Annotated in this window: 17 protein-coding genes (1 of these 17 running past the window's edge); 11 read left to right on the forward strand and 6 right to left on the reverse strand. The window is 60.9% G+C overall.

The genetic code is table 11. The features are described from left to right. Positions 1-163, reverse strand: the 5' end (the start) of a protein-coding gene (gene minD / locus AC4CWF_RS25995) for a septum site-determining protein MinD (protein WP_491288177.1). 653 nt of this gene lie to the left of the window's left edge; only the first 163 of its 816 coding nucleotides appear in the window; the start codon lies at positions 161-163; its stop codon lies beyond the left edge, outside the window. A 29-nt stretch (positions 164-192) separates the two neighbouring features. Beyond that, positions 193-924 carry a septum site-determining protein MinC gene (gene minC, locus AC4CWF_RS26000; RefSeq protein ID WP_491288178.1) on the reverse strand — a complete coding sequence of 244 codons (732 nt, stop codon included), beginning with the start codon at positions 922-924 and terminating at the stop codon, positions 193-195. Positions 925-1,512: 588 nt separating this feature from the next. Here minC and AC4CWF_RS26005 point away from each other — a divergent pair. After that, on the forward strand, positions 1,513-2,253 hold the full coding sequence (locus AC4CWF_RS26005; RefSeq protein ID WP_491288180.1) for a FadR/GntR family transcriptional regulator: 741 nt from the start codon (positions 1,513-1,515) through the stop codon (positions 2,251-2,253). Between the two features lie 18 nt (positions 2,254-2,271). Here AC4CWF_RS26005 and AC4CWF_RS26010 read toward each other — a convergent pair whose 3' ends face one another. Continuing rightward, entirely contained in the window at positions 2,272-3,057 is a 786-nt protein-coding gene (locus AC4CWF_RS26010; RefSeq protein WP_491288182.1) for a discoidin domain-containing protein, read from the reverse strand. Positions 3,058-3,133: 76 nt separating this feature from the next. Beyond that, on the reverse strand, positions 3,134-4,927 hold the full coding sequence (locus AC4CWF_RS26015) for a heparinase II/III domain-containing protein (RefSeq protein WP_491288183.1): 1,794 nt from the start codon (positions 4,925-4,927) through the stop codon (positions 3,134-3,136). Positions 4,928-5,185: 258 nt separating this feature from the next. Here AC4CWF_RS26015 and AC4CWF_RS26020 point away from each other — a divergent pair, with 258 nt between their 5' ends. From AC4CWF_RS26020 to AC4CWF_RS26050, 7 genes are all read left to right on the forward strand, one after another. After that, positions 5,186-6,115: a carbohydrate ABC transporter permease gene (locus tag AC4CWF_RS26020; RefSeq protein ID WP_491288230.1), complete on the forward strand. Its 930-nt coding sequence runs from the start codon at positions 5,186-5,188 to the stop codon at positions 6,113-6,115. Positions 6,116-6,118: 3 nt separating this feature from the next. Continuing rightward, a complete protein-coding gene (locus AC4CWF_RS26025; protein WP_491288185.1) occupies positions 6,119-6,955 on the forward strand; it encodes a carbohydrate ABC transporter permease in 837 nt (278 codons plus the stop codon). A 4-nt stretch (positions 6,956-6,959) separates the two neighbouring features. Beyond that, the gene (locus AC4CWF_RS26030) at positions 6,960-8,132 is read left to right on the forward strand and encodes a glycoside hydrolase family 88 protein (protein WP_491288187.1); all 1,173 of its coding nucleotides are present in this window, start codon (positions 6,960-6,962) and stop codon (positions 8,130-8,132) included. A 15-nt stretch (positions 8,133-8,147) separates the two neighbouring features. Then, positions 8,148-9,257, forward strand: a complete 1,110-nt coding sequence (locus tag AC4CWF_RS26035; protein WP_491288189.1) for an ABC transporter ATP-binding protein — start codon at positions 8,148-8,150, stop codon at positions 9,255-9,257. A gap of 21 nt (positions 9,258-9,278) precedes the next feature. Beyond that, the gene (locus AC4CWF_RS26040; RefSeq protein WP_491288192.1) at positions 9,279-9,992 is read left to right on the forward strand and encodes a DUF624 domain-containing protein; all 714 of its coding nucleotides are present in this window, start codon (positions 9,279-9,281) and stop codon (positions 9,990-9,992) included. 55 nt (positions 9,993-10,047) lie between these two features. Further along, positions 10,048-11,328 (forward strand): ABC transporter substrate-binding protein, encoded by a 1,281-nt coding sequence (locus AC4CWF_RS26045; RefSeq protein ID WP_491288194.1) that lies wholly within the window; start codon positions 10,048-10,050, stop codon positions 11,326-11,328. Between the two features lie 76 nt (positions 11,329-11,404). Continuing rightward, positions 11,405-13,249: a DUF2264 domain-containing protein gene (locus tag AC4CWF_RS26050; RefSeq protein ID WP_491288196.1), complete on the forward strand. Its 1,845-nt coding sequence runs from the start codon at positions 11,405-11,407 to the stop codon at positions 13,247-13,249. Between the two features lie 38 nt (positions 13,250-13,287). Here AC4CWF_RS26050 and AC4CWF_RS26055 read toward each other — a convergent pair whose 3' ends face one another. Next, complete coding sequence (locus tag AC4CWF_RS26055) at positions 13,288-13,923, reverse strand: nucleoside/nucleotide kinase family protein (protein WP_491288198.1); 636 nt, start codon at positions 13,921-13,923, stop codon at positions 13,288-13,290. A 421-nt stretch (positions 13,924-14,344) separates the two neighbouring features. Between AC4CWF_RS26055 and AC4CWF_RS26060 the strand changes: the two genes are divergently transcribed. Next, a complete protein-coding gene (locus AC4CWF_RS26060) occupies positions 14,345-16,111 on the forward strand; it encodes a putative bifunctional diguanylate cyclase/phosphodiesterase (RefSeq protein ID WP_491288199.1) in 1,767 nt (588 codons plus the stop codon). A 17-nt stretch (positions 16,112-16,128) separates the two neighbouring features. Here the strand turns inward: AC4CWF_RS26060 and AC4CWF_RS26065 are convergent, their stop codons facing one another. Continuing rightward, positions 16,129-17,028: a LysR family transcriptional regulator gene (locus tag AC4CWF_RS26065; protein ID WP_491288200.1), complete on the reverse strand. Its 900-nt coding sequence runs from the start codon at positions 17,026-17,028 to the stop codon at positions 16,129-16,131. Between the two features lie 125 nt (positions 17,029-17,153). Between AC4CWF_RS26065 and AC4CWF_RS26070 the strand changes: the two genes are divergently transcribed. Continuing rightward, positions 17,154-18,086 carry a ring-cleaving dioxygenase gene (locus tag AC4CWF_RS26070; protein WP_491288202.1) on the forward strand — a complete coding sequence of 311 codons (933 nt, stop codon included), beginning with the start codon at positions 17,154-17,156 and terminating at the stop codon, positions 18,084-18,086. Between the two features lie 45 nt (positions 18,087-18,131). Next, positions 18,132-18,833 (forward strand): pirin family protein, encoded by a 702-nt coding sequence (locus AC4CWF_RS26075; protein ID WP_491288204.1) that lies wholly within the window; start codon positions 18,132-18,134, stop codon positions 18,831-18,833. Positions 18,834-18,875 lie beyond the last annotated feature (42 nt).

Genomic DNA, 18,875 nt, shown 5'->3' on the forward strand with positions numbered 1-18,875 from the left:
GGCGTTCTGCCCCCATGACGAGATCGAGATTGCGAAGCCCGACGTCGAAATCCACGACGACGACCTTTTCGTTGCGCTGCGCAAGCGCGGCCCCAAGGGCTGCTGTCGAAGTGGTCTTGCCAACCCCGCCCTTGCCTGACGTGACGACGATTACCTTGCCCATCTTGCTCTCCTGTTCTTGCCGCATGCGGCTCACATCAGTTTTTCGGCGATGATCGCGTCGCCCTCGAGCCATAGCTGGACCGGTTGTCCATGAAGCTCGGGGGCCAGATCCTCGGCCATTTTGTAAACACCGTCGATTGCCACCAGCTCGGCTTCGAGCTTGCGGCAGAAGATGCGGGCCGATGCATTGCCGACCGATCCCGCCATGGCCCGCCCGCGCAGCGCGCCGTAAATATGCACAGAACCCCCGGCGATGATTTCCGCGCCCGAGGCCACGGAACCGACGACGGTTACGTCTCCCTCGGTAAAGATGATCGATTGCCCGGACCTGACCGGTTCGCGGATCACCAGCGATTGCAGCGTCTGCCGGGGCTCTGCCATCTGGGGCCGGTTATCGACTTTCGATGGTTCGACGGGGGCCTCATTTTCCGGCACCTCGACGTCGGCTGCCGGGCGGCCCCCCTTCAGCGCCGGCGGCATGCCGGGGCCGATGGCGGAATGGCGCGCCCCTTCGATGCCCATGATGCTGACATTGCGCTCGCCAAGGGCTGCGATCAATTCCTTCATCTGCGCACGGTCGAGGCCAAGGTCGGTGACATCGAGCACGACCGGCCGGCCGAGGAAAAACCCGGCAGACCGCTGCGCCAGATCGTCCAGGCGCGTCAGCCAGTCGTCGAGCGGCATGTCCGGAGACAGTACCACCGCCAGGAATGAGCGGCCTTTGATGCGGATGGAGCGGGCGTCTGTTAGCACTTTGGTCATCTACGTAAACAAATCGTTGATCATGCCTAGCGCCGGCATGGTTAACAAAGGGTTAACGATGGAGCATGGGTGAAGCTTGCGCGGCAGTGCCATTGCCGGGCGCCCGTTGATTTCATGAGGATTTTTTTAGCTGCCTTTGCGTTAACGGAATGGACCGGAAAGGCCTTGCGGCGGTTAACCCCTTGGCATGCAAGGGTTCCGGCAAGGCCTGTGTCATCGCCACAACAGAGGGACCGGAATATCTGTTGAGAGCGGTTCATAACGATCTGGCTTTGCGTCCTTCACCCGTTTTCACTGTTGGTGCGCAAGGACGCATCACCTCCGGCGACAGAAATGACTTATTAACCGCATGCGCGCGGGCGCGCGCGGGATCGCATGCCCGCATGCGAGGGCGATTCGCCTGTTTGCCGATGACCGAAGAGGGCCTGGAGATAGGGGAACGGATTTTTCGCGTATTGGTCAGACAGTTTCCGACGTTTTCTCGATATTCCATTGAGTTTTGCTAGAATTCATCATACCTATTTGCGACAAACTGCCTGTCATCGCCGTTCCTGCGAACGCCAGGCGGGCAGACACGGGGGAACGGATGTGACGGTTGAGGTGAAATCGCGCGGCAAGGGCAGCGGGTCGCTGGTGGCGAAGGTGGAGGAGGCCCTGCGCGGGGCCATCGTCTCTGGAACCTATCAGCCGGGCGAGCGACTTCCGAGCGAAATAGAGCTGACGGAGGCGCATGGCGTGAGCCGCACGGTGATCCGCGAGGCGGTGACGGCGCTGCGCTGCGACGGGCTGGTGGAGGTGCGCCAGGGCGCCGGCATTTTCGTGCTGAAGGCGGAGGTCGCGGCTCCTGCCCCACCGAAACTGGATCGGGCGCGCCTCTCGTCGGATCTCGAAATTCTCGAAATCCGCACGCCCTTGGAAATCGAGGCGGCCGGCCTTGCCGCGCAGCGTCGCTCGCCGGCGCAAGAAGAAGCCATCTTCGACTGTCACGCGCGACTGCTGGAACTGATCGAGGCAAACCAGTCGATCCGCGAGGCCGATCTGGCGCTGCACATGGCCATTGCCGATGCCACCAACAATCCGCTCTTCACGCAGTTTCTCGAAATGCACGGCCCGGCGGTCATTCCGCAGTCGCGGGTGGTCTCCGACAATCGCGGCGCCGATCAGACGGCCTATCGCCGGCTGATCCACAAGGAGCACGAGGCGCTGGTGCTGGCAATTTCCGATGGCGACGAAAAGGCCGCCCGCGCTGCCATGCAGGTGCATCTGCGCGGCAGCCAGTCGCGCTACCGCGATCTGCTGAGAGATATGCGCGGCCTCACCGCCGGATAGGGCGGCTGACGGCAGACATCAGGCTTCGGTTCCCCAGACCTCGATCTGCGTCAGCGCCGGATAGGGCGAGGGATCTTCGGCCTTTATCAGGCTGTGCAGGCGCACCCACTCTACGATACGGGGCGGGATGGCAAAGCGTTGGCCGGCCGCGGACTTGCGCAGATCCACCCTCATTGTTTCGCCATCGGAGAAGGTGAGGCTTGCCTTTTCCCACCAGGCATCGTGGGGAAAATCGGCGCGCAGATAAAGCACGAGTTCATCCACCAGAACCGGGCGGCCGAAATCCACGGTGAGGGCGGCCTCCGGATCGCGGTTGATGCCCCAGCTGGTATAGGGCCAGCTGCCGTGGTCGTTATTGGCCTTTTCGCCATCGATGGCGTTTCGGGCCGCAAAGGCGGCTTCGCCGCGGGTTTCCACATTGGCGGAGGCATGCGGGAAAAGCGTTGAATTGCTGTGATCGTCAAGCGGGTTGAAGGCGAGATTGCGCCGCAGCGCCACTTCGGCCGCCGTTGCCTTGCGCACATGAAGCCGATGTAGCTCACCTGAAAATGCCTGCGGTGCATAGGGCACGCGCCGATCACCGAAAGGAACCGGCAGACTGAAACTGGGCTCGCGCAGATAGACCAGGGCTGGTGCCAGAGCCGCATCGAAGGAGACGACGACATGCCCGGGTTCGGAGGCCTGAAGTACCAGCCGATCTCCCGGCTGATAGGCGGCGCGATGGACCAGAAACACCTCGCCTGCGGCCTCCGCCCTTGCCACAACGGCATCTGCGCCATCGGCGATCGCGAGCATCAGGTTCATGGGTCGTCCTCTCATGTTTTTGTCGCGTCCGTTTCCATGCTCTCCAGCCTGAAGGCGGATCGCGCGGTCATGGGCGCTAGACGATGTCGATCTGCAGGCGTGGGCCGGTAAAGGGCACCAGCACCCGGTAAAGGCGCGATGGCCAGGATTGCCTCAGCCGCGCATCATCAATGGGGATGGGTTCAATGGTGGGCGTGCCGGCACCGGCAAGGTGCATCTCGGCGAGACCAGGCAGAACGAGGCGTCCCGCCTCCACCACCGGCTCGATCTCCGTCATCAGCGACAGCATTGCCGGCAGGTCGCCGTCGTGATCATCGACAATCTCGACGCCAAGGCCATGGTGAAGGCGAACGCTGCGCCGGTAGCTGCGCAACCCCGCTTCCGGCGGATAGGCACCGGCAAGCTCCAGGCAGATGCGCGCCTCCTCGGCCAGAAACTCCGCTTTCACATCGCGTGCGTAAAAATTCTCGCTATCGGCCTGCATCACGCCCCCGAAGGTCGCGAGATTGTGGAAGGCCGATTGCATGGTCCAGATCTCGTAGCGGCGGGGCGAAAAGGTCTTTGCCGTGTAGGTTTCCACACCAATATCGATCAGCAGCGGCCGGCCGTTCTTGTAGAGCGTGATGCTGCCGACATCGTTGTGATTGTGGCTTTCGCCATTGGAGCCGCCCTTCACCGCCAGCGCATACGGTCCCTTGCGGGCAATGAAGAGGCCAATGCCGGGATAAAACATGTCCGGCGCGGGTGCGACATCCGGTGTGAGGGCACGGATAGAGCCTGCCGAAACCACCGCCTGGACGCGGTACCAGAGGTTCCATTCGCGGCCCATCAAAGGGTCGGGCGATCGCTTGAAATCCGCTGCGGCAAAATTCGTGAGAACATGCGAGCCGACGGCGGTTCCGAACAGATATTCACGCGCACCGCAGGGTTCCACCACGGCAGCGCTGTCGGCGAAATTGAAATAATGGTCGTCCGCGACGTGCATGTGGACGATGTATTCGGCCATGGCGCGGATTTTTGGCGCTTGCCAGACGTCGGCAAAACAGCCGGGCGCCACCGCATCGAGTACGGTCATTGCGCCGAACAGGCAGAGCGCTGCATGGCGGTAATAAACGACGCCTTCCTCGCAGGCGCCATCCTCGGCATAATCCTTCAGGAAGGCATCGAGGCTTTTCAGCGCTTTTTGCAGAACCGCGCGGCGGATCTCCTGGGATGTCGGAAGGCTGAAGGTGGCGATGAGAACGTTCTGGGTAATCCAGGCCGTCCAGTTGTTCATCCGCTCATCACCGTTGCCCATCCACCAGAAATGCCGGGAGAGATAAGGCTGAAGGATGCGCCGGTCGATGTCCTGCTCGATGCGGCGGCAAACGGCCGGATCGACGGCATCAAGGCTCTCGCGCAGAAGCGAAAGTGTGGTGGCCAGAATGGCTGCGGTTTCGGCGGCAAACAGGTCGATGACCGGATCGAACGCGTCCGGCAGCGGCAGGCGCGGCCCGCCGCGCTGATAGGAATTGTGGGCCGGCAACTGCCAGCCGCTTTCCTCGCAGAGGAGGAAGATGCCATCGATGATGGCACCGAGAAAGCGCCCCTGCCCCTCCACCTTTTCGGCCAGAACCAGATCGTTCAGCATCAGACGGCGCTCGAAATACAGTGCCTCGAAGCGCGAGCGATTGCCGTTTTCGCCGTATTCCCGGTAGTGCGAGGCGAGAAGCACAGGCCAGCTCTTGTCCAGCGCTGCAACACCTCTGGCGATCAGCGTTGCCGCATCCGCTGGCGACACCGCCTCCCAGCCGCCAGCGCCTGCCACGCTGAGATCGGGCCTGAAATCGGCCAGATCTTCCGGCAGAGTGTTCACCCGTTCGAAAAACAAAGACAGCGCTCCCGGTTAGCGGCGCACCTCCTGCCGCAAACACTGCCTATCATACCTATTTTTCAGTTTCCAGCATATTTGTCTGACTGCATAGCAAGTTGTTTGACCAATGCAAAAATTGTGTTATGCAGGGTCCGGGAGGCGGGATGCACCATGAGTGCAAACCCGCGCGAAACGTGCAAATCAAGGCGTGAGACAGCGAACCCTCAAGGAGCGCGTCACACGGGGAGGAAGCTGGTGAGCATCACGAGTCCGGCCATGTCTGACAGCCCGGCGGGGTTTGCGCCCAAGAAGAAGGTGCGCGTCGTCTCCAAGCGCCGCCGGCGCGTCGAAAATGCGCTGATCGCCTATTCCTTCATCGCGCCGAACTTTCTGGGTTTTGCCGTCTTCACGCTCGGGCCGATCCTGTTTGCTTTTGCACTGGCCTTCATGCACTGGGATGGCTCCAACCCGATTACCTTTGCAGGCCTTGATAATTTCTGGCGCCTGTTCGAGGACAAGGCGTTCATCGACGCCTTGTGGAACACCATCGTCTTCACCGTCGTCTCGGTGCCCGCCACGCTTGCCTGTGCGCTGGGGCTTGCGGTCCTGCTCAACCAGAAAATCTTTGGCCGCGATTTCTTTCGCACCGCGATGTTTTTCCCTTATGTCGCCTCGCTGGTGGCAGTCGCCGTGGTCTGGAACATGATCTTCAACCCGGAAATGGGTCCGGTGAACATGATCCTCTATACGCTGGGGATCGCGCCGGAAAACCTGCCCGGCTGGGCGGCAGACCGCCACTGGGCCATGGTCACCGTCATCCTCTTCGGCATCTGGAAGAGCATGGGTTATTACATGGTGATCTATCTCGCCGGCCTGCAGGGCATCAATTCCGAGCTTTACGAGGCAGCCGGCCTCGATGGCGCCAATGCCTGGCAGAAGTTCCGCCATGTCACGCTGCCGCAGCTCGCGCCCACCACCTTCTTCGTCACCGTGATGCTGACCATCCAGTCCTTCAAGGTCTTCGATCAGGTCTACATGATCACCCAAGGGGGGCCGGGCACCTCGACGCTGGTTCTCGTCTACCACATCTATAACGAGGCCTTCATCTCCTGGGATCTTGGGTATTCCAGCATGATCGCACTCGTCCTGTTCTTCCTGGTGCTGGCTGTCACCGTCGTCCAGTTCCGCCGCCAGAGGGAGGATTGAGCCATGCGCATTGCCGGGAAAAAGATCTCAGCTGGCACCATCGCCGTCTACCTGACGGTGATTGTCGTCACCATCATCATGCTCCTGCCGTTTGCCTGGATGCTGTCGGCCTCGCTGAAGCTCAGCCGCGACGTGTTTGCCTTCCCGATCGAGTGGATCCCCTCGCAGCCGAGATGGGAAAACTACTTGGATATCTGGACAAAAATCCCGCTGGCGCTGTTCATCTACAACACGTCGAAGCTGACGATCATCGTGACGGTGCTGCAGCTGCTGACCTCGAGCTTTGCGGCCTATGCCTTCGCCAAGCTGCATTTTCCTTACAAAAACACGCTGTTTCTCGGTTATATCGCCACCATCGCCATGCCCTGGCAGGTCTACATGGTGCCGCAGTTCCTGCTGATGCGCGAGTTCGGCCTCAACAACACCCATCTGGCACTGATCTGCCTGCAGGCCTTTACCGCGTTTGGCGTCTTCCTGATGCGCCAGTTCTACATGTCGATCCCCACAGAGCTTTGTGAAGCGGCCCGCATCGATGGCATGAACGAATACCAGATCTGGGCGAAAATCATGCTACCGCTGTCAAAGCCGGCGCTGTCGACGCTCACCATCTTCACCTTCGTCACCACCTGGAACGATTTCCTGGGGCCGATGATTTATCTTACCCGCACGGAACTGAAGACGATCCAGATCGGCCTTCGCATGTTCATCTCGCAATATTCGGCCGAATACGGGCTGATCATGGCCGCCTCCGTGGTGGCGCTCATCCCCGTGCTGATCGTTTTCCTCGCGCTGCAACGCTTCTTCGTCGAAGGCGTCGCCTCATCAGGGATCAAGGGCTGACCTTATGAATGCACTCTCCCCCACCTCCTCCGCAGCCATCACGGATGACGAAGTGCGGGCCGCACTTGATCAGGCAGTTGCCCAGGTGCGCCGCAACCTGCCCGCCTTCACCTATACCGCGCAGAACCATTCGAGCGTCGGCAATGTCTATCCGCCGGTTGCCAACGACCAGTGGACGGCGGGTTTCTGGCCGGGCGAAATCTGGCTTGCCTTCGAGCATAGCGGCGACAAGATCTTTCAATATGCGGCGCAGATCCAGGTGCAGAGCTTTCTCCATCGCATCGAAAACCGCATCGAGACCGACCATCACGACATGGGCTTTCTCTATTCGCCCTCCTGCATCGCCGCATGGAAACTGGTCGGCGACGAAGACGGCCGCAGGGCAGCGCTTCTCGCCGCAGACCAGCTGATCGAGCGTTTCCAGCCCATCGGAAAGTTCATCCAGGCCTGGGGCCGCCGCGACAATCCGAACGAATATCGCTACATCATCGACTGCCTGTTGAACCTGCCGCTGCTCTATTGGGCAAGTGCGGAGACGGGCGATGTGAAATACCGCGACATCGCGCTGACCCATGCGCGCACGACGCTTGCCCATTCGGTACGCCCGGACAACTCCACCTATCACACCTTTTACCTGGACCCGGCAACCGGCGAACCGGTGCGCGGCGTGACGAAACAGGGGTATGCCGACGACAGTTTCTGGGCGCGCGGACAGGCCTGGGGCATTGCCGGCATGGCCTTCTCCTATCGCTATGAGCCCTTGGCCCAATACCGCGAGACGTTCGAGAAGCTTTTGTCCTTTTATCTGGAGCGGCTGCCGGCCGATCTCGTGCCCTATTGGGACTTGATCTTCACAGAAGGATCGAGCGAACCGCGCGACAGTTCTTCGGCCTCCATCGTCGCCTGCGGACTGCTGGAAATGGCGGATCTCGTTGGTGGCGACGATGCGGTGCGTTACCGCGACCTTGCCCGGCGCATGATGAAAAGCCTGGTCGATCATTATGCCGTGACGGATCCCAGCCTTTCCAACGGGCTTGTGCTGCACGGCACCTATTCGAAAAAAACCCCACACAACACCTGCCGCGGCGAAGGCGTCGATGAGTGCGTGTCCTGGGGGGATTATTATTACATGGAAGCTTTGACGCGCCTTGCGCGCAGCTGGTCTTCCTACTGGTGAGCGCGTGAGGGATTGATGGCAAGCATTTCGCTGAAGAAGCTGAACAAGACGTTTGGTGCGCTGACCGTGGTGCACGATATCGATCTCGAAATCGCCGACAAGGAATTCATCATCCTCGTCGGCCCCTCCGGCTGCGGCAAATCCACGACGCTACGCATGATCGCAGGCCTTGAGGAAATCTCCGGCGGCGAGCTTCTGATCGGCACAGACCTGATGAATGACGTGCCGTCGAAGGATCGCGACATCGCCATGGTGTTCCAGAACTATGCGCTCTACCCGCATATGACGGTTTACAAGAACATGGCCTTCGGGCTGGAACTGCGCAAAGCCCCACGCGACGTGATCGACCGGAAGGTGCAGGAAGCCGCAAAAATCCTCGACATCACCCATCTTCTGAACCGCAAGCCGAAGGCGCTCTCCGGCGGCCAGCGTCAGCGCGTGGCGCTAGGGCGCGCCATGGTGCGCAATCCGGAAGTGTTTCTGCTCGATGAACCGCTGTCGAACCTCGATGCCAAGCTGCGCGGCACCATGCGCGCCGAAATCACCAAGCTGCACAAAAGGCTGGATGCCACTTTCATCTATGTGACGCATGACCAGGTGGAGGCCATGACCATGGCCGATCGCATCGTCGTGATGAAGGACGGCCATATCCAGCAGGTGGATACGCCCCAAAACCTCTATGACCGCCCGGTCAACATGTTCGTCGCCGGCTTCATCGGCGCGCCGCAGATGAACCTTCTGCCCGCGACGATCCGGCGCGAGGCAGGGCGGTTCAGCGCAACGGTCGACGGGCAGGTGCTGCCCCTACCGCACGCCTTCGATGAGGCCCGCATCGCACCTTACGAGGGGCGCGAGGTCATGCTCGGCATCCGGCCTGAGAATTTCCATGAGCTGGCCCCGGCCGATATCGACCCGCAAAACACGGGCCCCTTTGCCGCGGTCGTGGAACTGACCGAACCGATGGGCTCGGAAGTGCATCTCAACATGCTGGCCGGCGGACGTCAGCTGATCGCGCGCGTTTCGCCGCGCTTCAAATCGAAAATCGGCGATGCGGTGACGCTCACCGCCGACATGACCAATGCGCAGCTGTTCGACCCGCAAACCGAACGTTCGATCCTGTACTAATCCAAAGGGAAGAGACAACAGATGCAGTGGCTGGACGCCATGTGGACGAAGGAGGGCAAGGGCATCGACAAGGATGCCCCGAAGCGGACCGGCCTTGCCCTCTTCGTCCAGATTTTTGCGCGGGAATGGTGGGAGCTGGTGAAATTGAACCTGCTCTTTATTCTCGCCAGCCTGCCGCTCGTCACCCTGCCTGCCGCTACCTTTGCCACGGCCAGCATCTGCCGGTCGATGGTGGAGGATCGCAACGTCTACCTGCTGCGCGATTTCTCGGAAGCCTTCCGACGCCATGCGCTGGTCGCCACCGTCTGGGGCATCGTCACAGGCGCAGTCCTGGCGCTTGGCATCTTCGCCATTGCGATCTATGGCGCAGCGGCCCGCGAAAACCTCGTTTATGCAGCACCGCTGACGGTCAGCCTCGTGGCAACAGTCTTTGCCGGTCTCTGGGCCATGCATTTCATGGTGCTGAGCGTGACCGCAGAGGCGCGCCGCTTGCGCGATCTGCTGCGGCTTTCAGCGCTCGCCACGCTCTGGCGTCCCCTGCCGCTTCTCGCCGCGCTCGCCTTCGTGGCAGCGCTCTGGCTCGCACATATCCTGTTTTACCCCGTCTCCGTCTTCATGCCGGCGACATTCAATTTCTCTCTTGGACTGTTCGCCGTGATGTTCGGCGCGCAGCGGGCCGCGACACTGGTTCTGTCGCGGCCGGCAGAGGCATCCGGGGAGAAGGAACCATTCTAAGGGCACCGCAGAAGCGGCGCTTCAACCAGGCACAATCAGGGAAGGAGACTTGAGGATGTATCTGGAGATTTTCGGGAGAACGATGAAGGCGGCGGTTGCCGGTTTCACCATGGCAGCAGCGCTGGGAGGCACGGCACTTGCGCAAGGGGCAGCACCCGTCACGCTCAAATGGGCGCTGTGGGACTGGGACAAGGTGGCTTTCTACAAGCCGCTGATCGAGGCCTACACGGCAAAACACCCCAATGTGAAGTTCGAGCATATCGATCTCGGCTCGCAAGACTACACGCAGATGATCTCGACGCAGCTGACCGGCGGCTCGACGGATATCGACATCGTCACCATCAAGGACGTGCCGGGTTACGCCAACCTCGTGCGCGCCGGCAATATCGCCCCGCTCAACGAGTTCATGACGTCGCAGAAGATCGAATCCGCGCCTTACGGTGGCCTGATCGAGGCATTGACGGTGGACAGCAAGGTCTATGCCCTGCCCTTCCGCTCGGATTTCTGGGTGGTCTATTACAACAAGGATATTTTCGACAAGGCAGGCGTCGCCTACCCCACCAATGACATGACCTGGAAGCAGTTCGACGAGACCGCCGAAAAGCTGAAGGGCGGTTTTGGTGCCAACAAGACCTATGGTGCGCTTCTGCACACCTGGCGCTCAGCCGTGCAGCTTCCCGGCATCCAGGACGGCAAGCAGACGCTGGTGGACGGCGATTATGCTTTCCTGAAACCCTGGTACGAGCGGGCGCTGGCACTGCAAAAGAGCGGCGCGATCCCCTCCTACGCCTCGCTGAAAACATCGAACACGCATTATTCGGCGCTGTTCTTCAACGGCACGATCGGCATGCTGCCGATGGGTACATGGTTCATCGGCACGCAGATCGCCAAGGTGAAATCGGGTGAATCCAAGAGCGTGAACTGGGGCATCGTGAAGTTTCCGCATCCGGACGGCGTTGCAGCCGGCACCACGGCAGCGCAGATTTCGGGCCTGTCGGTCAACACCAATTCCAAGCAGAAGGAAGCGGCGCTCGACTTCATCAAGTTTGCGAGCGGCCCGGAAGGGGCGGAAATCGTGGCAGCCACCGGCACCCTGCCGGCCATTCGTTCGGCTGACGTGGCAGACAAGATCACGGCACTGCCGGGCTTCCCGACGGATGCCAACAGCAAGGCAGCACTTCAGGCCGGCAAGTCCTATCTGGAAATGGCCGTCAACCCGAACGCTGCCAAGATCGAGGTGGTTCTGAACCGCGTGCATGATGCCATCATGACCGACAATATCGCTGTCGATGCGGGCCTGAAGGAAATGACCGATGGCGTAAAGGCCATCAAGTAAAGCAACAGAGGCGGCCGTAGGCATAACGCCCGCGGCCGCAACTGATCTTCAATGTCCAGCATCCGGATACAAGCTCGTGATCTATGATCCTGCCAAGGCAAACCCGCTCTTCGGAAATCCGCTAAAAACCCGCGCCGATCTCGCCAAAGCGGTCACCGACCTGTTCGAGCCGCTTCTTCCCTATTTTTCCGAAGGCGGCGCGCGCGTGCGCCTGAGCGCTGCCGGCGCGATCTTCGATCATGCGGCAGCCGATCTCGAAGGTTTTGCCCGTCCGCTCTGGGGCATCGTGCCGCTTGTGGCCGGTGGCGGCTTTTTTGCCTATTGGGATCTTTATCGCCGCGGCCTCGACAACGGCACCAATCCCGAACATCCCGAGTATTGGGGCGATGTGGCCGACCGCAACCAACGTCTGGTGGAACTCGCCGCCATCGGCTTTGCACTGGCGCTTGTGCCGCAGCATCTCTGGGAACCGCAGCCTGAAGAGGCAAAGCAGCGCATTGCTGCCTATCTGAAGGCAGCGCGCGAGCGCGACTATGTCGACAACAACTGGAAATTTTTTCGCGTGCTGGTCGACCTCGGGCTGGAACGGGTGGGCATCCCGGTGGATGCCGCAAAGACCGTTGCCTATCTCGATGAGTTGGAAGGTTTCGATATCGGCGAGGGCTGGTATCGCGACGGACCGGTGCGGCGCGTCGACCATTACATTCCGTTTGCCATGCATTTTTATGGCCTCATCTATACGGTGGTCGCCAAGGACGACGAGGCCCGCAAGTCCCGGATGCGGGCGCGGGCGGAAAAATTTGCCGGCGATATCCGCCACTGGTTCGGGCCGGACGGGGCAGCGCTTGCCTTCGGCCGCAGCCAGACCTACCGCTTTGCCGCCGGCGGCTTCTGGGCCTCGCTTGCGTTTGCCAATCTGGAAGCCCTGCCCTGGGGTGAGATCAAGGGTTATTACATGCGCCATATCCGCTGGTGGTCACAGTTGCCGATTGCCGATCGTGATGGCGTGCTCTCTGTCGGTTATGGCTATCCGAACCTCCTGATGAGCGAGAGCTACAATTCCGCAGGCTCGCCCTACTGGGCCTTCAAGTTTTTCCTCGCGCTCGCCTTGCCGGAGGATCACCCGTTCTGGCAGGCGGAAGAGACCGAACAGCCGCAATTTGCCGATCCGATCCCGCTCGAAAAGCCGGGCATGGTGGCCATGCACACGCCCGGCAATGTCGTTGTCCTGTCATCCGGGCAGGAGCACGACAAGATGCGCGGCTCCAACGAGAAATATGCGAAATTTGCCTATTCGACGCGTTACGCCTTCAATATCGAGGCCAATGACCGGCATTTCGATGCGGCAAGTTTTGACAATATGCTGGGCCTGTCCGATGACTGCGTGCATTTTCGCATGCGCGAGACACTGGAAGAGGCACTGATTGCTGACAACATGCTCTATTCCCGCTGGAAACCCTGGGGCGACGTCACCGTCGAGACCTGGCTCATTCCTGCCAATCCCTGGCACATCCGCCTGCACAAGCTCGTCACGCCACGCGTGATCCACTCGACCGAAGGCGGCTTTGCCATTTCCCGCGCCGATTTTGCCCGTGACCGGAGCGAGGAAGGCGAAGGCCGCGCCGTCTGGCATGGGCAGACGGATGTGAGCGCCATCGTCGATCTGGGCTTGGTCAAGCGTCAGGGGCGCGCCCATCTGCCGATTGCCAACACCAACCTCATCCATGCCAAGACCAACCTGCCGCAATTGCGCGGGCAGATCGCAGCAGGCGAAACATGGCTCGCCACAGCCGTTCTTGCGCTGCCGCTTGGCGATGCGGCAAACACTGCACTCGACAAGCCCCCGTCCCTGCCGAACAGGGCCGAGATCGAAAAAATCTTTGCCGACGACGGCCGCAGGGTCGCAGCCTTCGATATCTGAGGCGTTTTTGCAGGAATGGGGCGGCTGCGCGTGAGCGGTTAATTTCGCACGCGCAAGTCCGGTTCCGCGCTGCCTGCCATGATGGCGATGCCGTTCGGCAAGTCATTGCCCTCGACCTTGCGGCCGACCACGTCCTCATCGAGGCCAAGACTTTCCCAGCGTGCCCGCAGGCGCCGGCGCAGTTCCTCGATCTCGACTTCGACCAGCACCGTCAAATCGAACAGCGGCTTCAGCCGGTCCCAGGGCTGCTGGCGCATCAGGAGGTAATTGCCCTCGCAGACGATGATGCCGGTTTCCTTCGGAATCAGCCGGCCGCCGGCGCGGGCAATCTCGATTTCCCGGTCGAACACCGGCACGGCCACCACGTCATCCACGTTCGCCTTCAGGCGCGCCAGGGTGTGGCGCAGGCCATGAACGTCAAAGGTATCGATCGCCCCCTTGTTTGCCAGCCGCCCCATGTCGTTGAGCACCGCATCGTCGAAATGAAAGCCGTCCATCGGAAAGACGGCGGATAGGCCCGGCTGGCGGCGGTTGATCTCCTCCACCACCGCATCGGCCACCGTCGACTTGCCGGATCCCGGAGCCCCGGCAATGCCCAGCATCAGGCGTTTGCCGCGATAAAGGTCCATCATGCGATCGGCGAGATCCTGGGCGGTTTCTTGAAGACGTGTCACTGGCATTCCCGTTGTTTGACATGGCAGGGCGACGCGCTTTTGCGGGCGACGCCTTCGACAGACAAAGCCTCAGCTTCGCACGCAGATCAAGCGGCAAAACGCAACCCCACCCGCACGCAATGGCCGATGGCTCACCTGCCAGCAATTGAAGGCAGACACCGGATGTTAACCTTCCCGTCATTCGACAACGCTAATTTAGGCGAAGTCCATTGGCGTTTGGAAACAATGGGTCATATTCAACCTCGGCAGCTATCGCGATAGCTCTTGGCATGACGCCTGGCCAAACGGGTTTCCCGGAATGAACCGCCTTTAGCGCGGCGGGACCCTGAGCAATGGCCCGCCGGATTTTTCTCTAGACACACCACACCGCGCGGCCTTGCGCCTGCATCTAGCAGGCCACCGTGTGAGGATATCCGCCATCATGCATGCCTCCGACGAACTGGCGCGGCTCAGCAGCCTGCGCAACCTGCGGCTTCTCGACACCCTGCCCAGCGAAAGCTTTGACCGCATCACGCGGCTTGTCGCCTCCTATTTCAACCTGCCGATCGCAGCGGTGTCGTTGACCGATGTCGATCGCCAGTGGTTCAAGTCCAAGGTGGGCGTCGAGCATGACGGCATTCCGCGCTACAAGGCGCCCTGCGCGGAAGTGGCCGAAACCGGGCGCATGCTGGTCATCCGCGACTTTCAACAGGACGATCATTACGCCGACAGCACGCTTGGCAATGCCGGCATCCGCTTTTATGCGGGCGCGCCGCTCCTGACGCCGGACGGGCATGGGTTGGGCGCGCTCTGTGTCCTTGGCGCCGAACCACGCACCATCACCGATGATGAAATGGCGACATTGACGGATCTTGCCGCGATGGTCATGGACCAGATCGAACTGCAGCATGCCGTCGGCCGCATCGACGCCTCCAGCGGATTGCCGAACCGTTTCCAGCTGCTGAACGACCTGTCCGACCTTCAGAAGAACCATGGCGAGCAGCGCATCATCAGCCTTCTCGACCTTGCCCAGACGGCGCAGTTCGACCGGCTGTCGCGCGTCATGGGACCGTCTTATCTCGACGGGCTGATCCGAACCGTCGCCCGCATCCTCAAGGCTCATGTCGGCGAGCAATCCACGCCGTACCATGTGGGGCCAACGCAATTTGCCTTCTTCGCGCCTGAGACAGCCGATCCGGACACCTATTCCGAGTTGCTTGCCAAAACGCTCCGGGACATCGAAAAACACGGCGATTTTCACATGAGCATGACGCCCTCCATCGGTGTCATGTCGTTTGATCCTGCACAAATGCTGCCGGAGGACGTGCTGCGGTCCCTGCAGAGCGCCGTGCAGGACGCGCGCGACAGCGATACCGGCGTCGGTTCTTTCTCGTTTGCCACCGACATGCGCCATCGCCGCAATTTCCGTCTGCTGCAGGATTTCCCGATCGCGCTCGATGCGGACGACCAGCTTTTCCTTGTCTTCCAGCCGCGCATGGATCTTTCAACCGGCGAGGTGGAGATCGCCGAGGCGCTGCTGCGGTGGAACCATCCGGTTCTCGGGCCGATTTCGCCCGCCGAATTCATCCCCATCGTCGAGGCCTCCACTTACGCGCGGGCACTCAGCGCCTGGGTGATCGAAGAGGCCTTGCGGAACATTGCAGCCTGGGAGGCAATGGGGCTGAAATTCAAGCTGTCCATCAATCTGTCGGCGCTCAACCTGGAAGAACATGATTTCTTCGAGCGCATGATGGAGAAGCTGAAAGAGCACTGCGTCGATCCCGGCCGCATCGAGCTGGAACTGACGGAAACCGCGATGATGAAGGAGACCGACCGGGCGCTCGACCTCCTGCAAAGACTGACCGCCACCGGCATCCGTCTTGCCATAGACGATTTCGGCACCGGTTATTCCAGCCTTGCCTATATGCAGAAGCTGCCGGCCAGTGTGGTGAAGATCGACCGATCCTTCATCGCCGATATGGCAAACGGCAACCGGGAACGTGTTCTGGTGCGCTCGATGATCAACCTGTCGCACAGTCTTGGCTACCGGGTGGTGGCCGAAGGCGTGGAATCGGCAGAAGCTTCTGACCTTTTGCACGCCATGGGCTGCGACGAGATCCAGGGCTTCTGGCTGTCACGCCCGATGCGCGGCGATGCGCTTCTGGACTGGCTGGCCCACCAGATGCCGCGCAAGCTCGAAGTCGCCTGACGGAAACCTGCGTTCGGTCAGATCGGCCGGACGCGGGTGACATAATCCTCGAAGAAATTCGAAAAGGCGGCAATGCGGGCGGAAAGCCGCTCATAGGGCGGATAATAGAGGGTGAGCCACAGCTGCGGCATCTGCCAATCGCTGAGCACCTGAACCAGCCGGCCGGCCTTCAGCGCATCCTCCACAATGAACAGCGGCAGCAGCGCCACCCCCTGGCCGTTTTCGGCCAACCGTGCCATCACCTCACCATTGTTGGTGGCAAGCGCCTGTCCGGCGCGGATGCGGCGGTTCTGCCCGTTGCGAGACAGCTCCCAATTCTCTCCCAGCGCCTCGGCATCATAGGCAAGGCACAATGGCGGCTGCAGATCGTCCGGGCTGTCGATACGGCCATGGGCGGCCAGAAATCCCGGCGAGGCGACCAGCATGCGCGTGACCGGGCAGATCTTGCGCCAGATCGTGGACTTGTCGCGCGGCGCTTCCGAAATGCGGATTGCCACATCACAGGCGCCCGAGAGAATGTCGATGAACTGGTCAGTCAGTTGCAGGGACACCGAGACGGCACGGTGTTCGCTGCGAAAACCGGAAATCATGTCCGGCAGGATCTGCTGGCCAAGGGATAACGGCGCATTAACCCGGATCAGGCCGCCGGTCTCCCCCTGGCTCTCGCGCAATTCTTCGGCGGCCCGGTCGAACTCCTCGATGACAGGGCCGATCCGCGCCGCATAACTTGCGCCGGCAGAAGTCAGCGAGACCTGACGTGTGGTGCGCAACAGCAATTGTACGCCAAGGCTTTCTTCAAGTGCGCCCACCGCCCGCGTTACCGTGGGCGGTGTGAGCGACAATTGACGGGCAGCCGCCACAAAGCTGCGCTGGCGCGCCACTTCAAGAAAGATACGGATATCGGTCAGATCCTGCATGGATCATTATTACCATAAGAGAAATAATATAGTCAATATTATTGCTATTCAGCATTTCCTCGATCTGCCGCACTTTGTGCTCACGGCGCCAGACAGTGGCGCGCAACCGCCAAAGGATCACTTCCATGCTGAACCAGATCAAGGGCCTCCACCACGTTACCTCGATGGCCGCCGACGCCCAGCAAAACAACAGTTTCTTCAGCGGCACGCTCGGCCTGCGGCGCGTCAAGAAAACCGTCAACTTCGATGCACCGGAAGTCTACCACCTCTATTACGGTGACGATGCCGGCACGCCGGGGTCGGTGATGACCTATTTTCCCTTCCCCGATATCGACAGGGGGCGTAGCGGTGCCGGCGAAGTGGGCGAGACCTATTTTGCCGTTCCCAAGGGGTCGATAGGCTATTGGAAGGAACGCCTGGCCGAAAGGGACGTGCCGCTGATCGGTGAGGAAGAACGCTTCGGCCAAAGCTACCTGCGTTTTGCCGGTCCCGACCGGGATGGTTTTTCGCTCATCGAAACCGACGCCGATCCACGTCTTGGCTGGTCGAAGGCCGGCATCGGCACGGCGGAAGCGGTCAAGGGCTTTCAGGGCGCAAGCCTCCGGCTGAAAGATGCCGGTGCCACAGCCGAGCTTTTGACCTTCATGGGTTATCAGCAGGTCGACACGCAGAAGGAATGGACCCGCTTTATCATGCCCGGCGGCAATGGTGCCGATATCATCGATCTCCAGACGCTGCCGCAGGCAGGTTCCGCAGCACTTGGCGCCGGCTCGGTGCATCACATCGCCTTTGCCGTCGATGATCGCGCAGCACAGCTTGAGGTGCGCAGAGCGCTGATGGACACCGGTTATCAGGTCACGCCGGTCATCGACCGCGATTATTTCTACGCGATCTACTTCCGTACGCCGGGCGGCGTGCTGTTTGAAATCGCCACCAACGAACCCGGTTTCGACCGGGATGAAGATACGGCCCATCTCGGGCAAGCCCTGAAACTGCCTGCCCGCTACGAACCGTTCCGCGAGCAGATCAAAGATCTCCTGCCGCCGATCAACGATTAACGGGCGCTCCGGCGCCCCCATCACCCCGAACCATGGAGGCTGACAATGACCCTCATTCACGAAAGCATGAACCGCGGCCATACCGATACGGGCTGGCTGAACAGCTATCACACCTTCTCCTTCGGCGGCTTTCAGGATCCGACCCGCATGGGTTATGGCGCCTTGCGCGTCATCAATGAGGACTGGATCGCCCCCGGCTCCGGCTTTTCCGAGCATGGCCATGCGGACATGGACATCCTGACGCTGGTTCTCTCAGGCAAGCTGAAGCACAAGGATACGCTGGGCAATCTCGTCACCATTGCGCCCGGCGAAGCACAGCTGATGTATGCCGGAAGCGGTGTGCGCCACTCGGAAATGAACGCATCCGGCGAAAAGTCGGCGCATTTCCTGCAGATCTGGCTCATCCCCAATCTCATGGGCGGCACGCCGATGTATCAGCAGGCATCGCTGCCCGCAGGCCGGGATGACGGCGGCTGGTCGTTGCTGGCAAGCGGCACTGCCGGTGATGCGCCGCTACAGCTGCAGTCCGATACGCAGCTTTTCATCGCAAATGCCCGCGATGGCGACCGCACACCGCTTCCCGCCCGCTCGGGTCGTCTTGCCTTCCTGCACATTATCGAAGGCGTTGCGATGCTGGAAGGGGAACGGCTGGCCACGGGTGATGCCGTGGAAATCGGCGCCGACCAGTTCGAGGATCTCGTCTGGACAACCGACGGGCGCGCGCTGCTGTTTGACATGGCGCGCTGACACATTCTTGATCCTGCCGCCTGAAAGACCTTGTTTCGGGCG

The sequence above is a fragment of the Neorhizobium sp. PAMB6630 genome (assembly GCF_058242775.1).